Below are 1,049 nucleotides of genomic sequence, written 5' to 3'. Positions count from 1 at the left end.
GCCGAACAGGTAGACCAGCGCGATGCCCGGCAGCAGCGAGGGAACCAGAATCGGCGCCATCGCGATCAGGCGAAAGACCCCCTTGAACCGCATGCAGCTTCGGTTCAGCGCATAGGCAAACCAGAACGCCAGCGTCACCGTAACGATTGTGCTGACAACCGAAATCCAAAGGGAATTCTTGATCGAGTTGAACAGGGCTGGTGTCGAGAAGTAGTTGATGAAGTTGCCCAGACCCCGCGCTTGAACCGGCCGCATCTGCACCCGGCGGAACGTGTTGGAATCAAGCTCGACCCAATCGGTGCCTTCGTTCAAAGTCGACCCGACCAGAAAGCGCCCGGCCTCCGTCGTGTTCCGCATCTGGTACATGACCGGGCTGCGAAAGCTGAAATCCGGAAAGAACCCGGTCACCGGCAAACGCCCGTCCGAGCCGGTTGTCAGATCGGTGTCGGAATACACCCCCAATTGCCTGTTCAGTTCGTCAGCCGTCAGGATCGTTCCGTCGAACACACCCGCTTCATCACTGACCTGAAACTCATACTGGGACAGCTCGACCCGGTAGGTCGAGAAGGACTTGGAAAGCATCGTGTAAAGCGGCAGCGCCAGTGTCACGATCAGATAGAGCGCGATCACCATCATGCTTCCGCGCATCAGGATGTCATCGCGGCTGAGCCTGGGCCTGATATCCGGTCCGACAGGCAATGTGTCGTGATTGGTCGACATCGTGCTCATGCCGCAGCCTCCGGAAGGTCAAACGCCATCAGGCGGTTCTCGGGAAGCTCGATCACCATGCTGCACCCCTCTTCCAGCTCAAGACGACGCACGGCGTTGATCGAAAAATCCGCGATCAGTTCAGAAGATCCGAACCGCTCGTTGTTCAGGCGGCAGCGCCAGAACGAGCCCAGAAACTCCATTTCATCGAGCGTGACCTCGATGCAGTTCCGATTGCCGCCCGTGTCAAGATAACCAGCTTCATGAGGGATGATGTCTTCGGGACGAATGGCCGCACTGCAAGGGGTTCCATCATTGAACGAGTGGCTGAGGCAGGAAAA

Annotated in this window: 2 pseudogenes; both read right to left on the bottom strand. The window is 57.9% G+C overall.

From position 1 onward, the window contains the following. Window positions 1–729, bottom strand: a pseudogene (locus ACR0C6_RS21385) (putative 2-aminoethylphosphonate ABC transporter permease subunit); the annotation flags it as partial. Further along, window positions 726–1,049, bottom strand: a pseudogene (locus ACR0C6_RS21380) (putative 2-aminoethylphosphonate ABC transporter ATP-binding protein); the annotation flags it as partial. The pseudogenes ACR0C6_RS21380 and ACR0C6_RS21385, both read right to left, overlap by 4 nt.

This window comes from Ruegeria sp. AL12, from assembly GCF_056540885.1.
The sequence above is the reverse complement of the archived record's forward strand: the minus strand, read 5'-3'. Positions and strand labels throughout refer to the sequence as shown.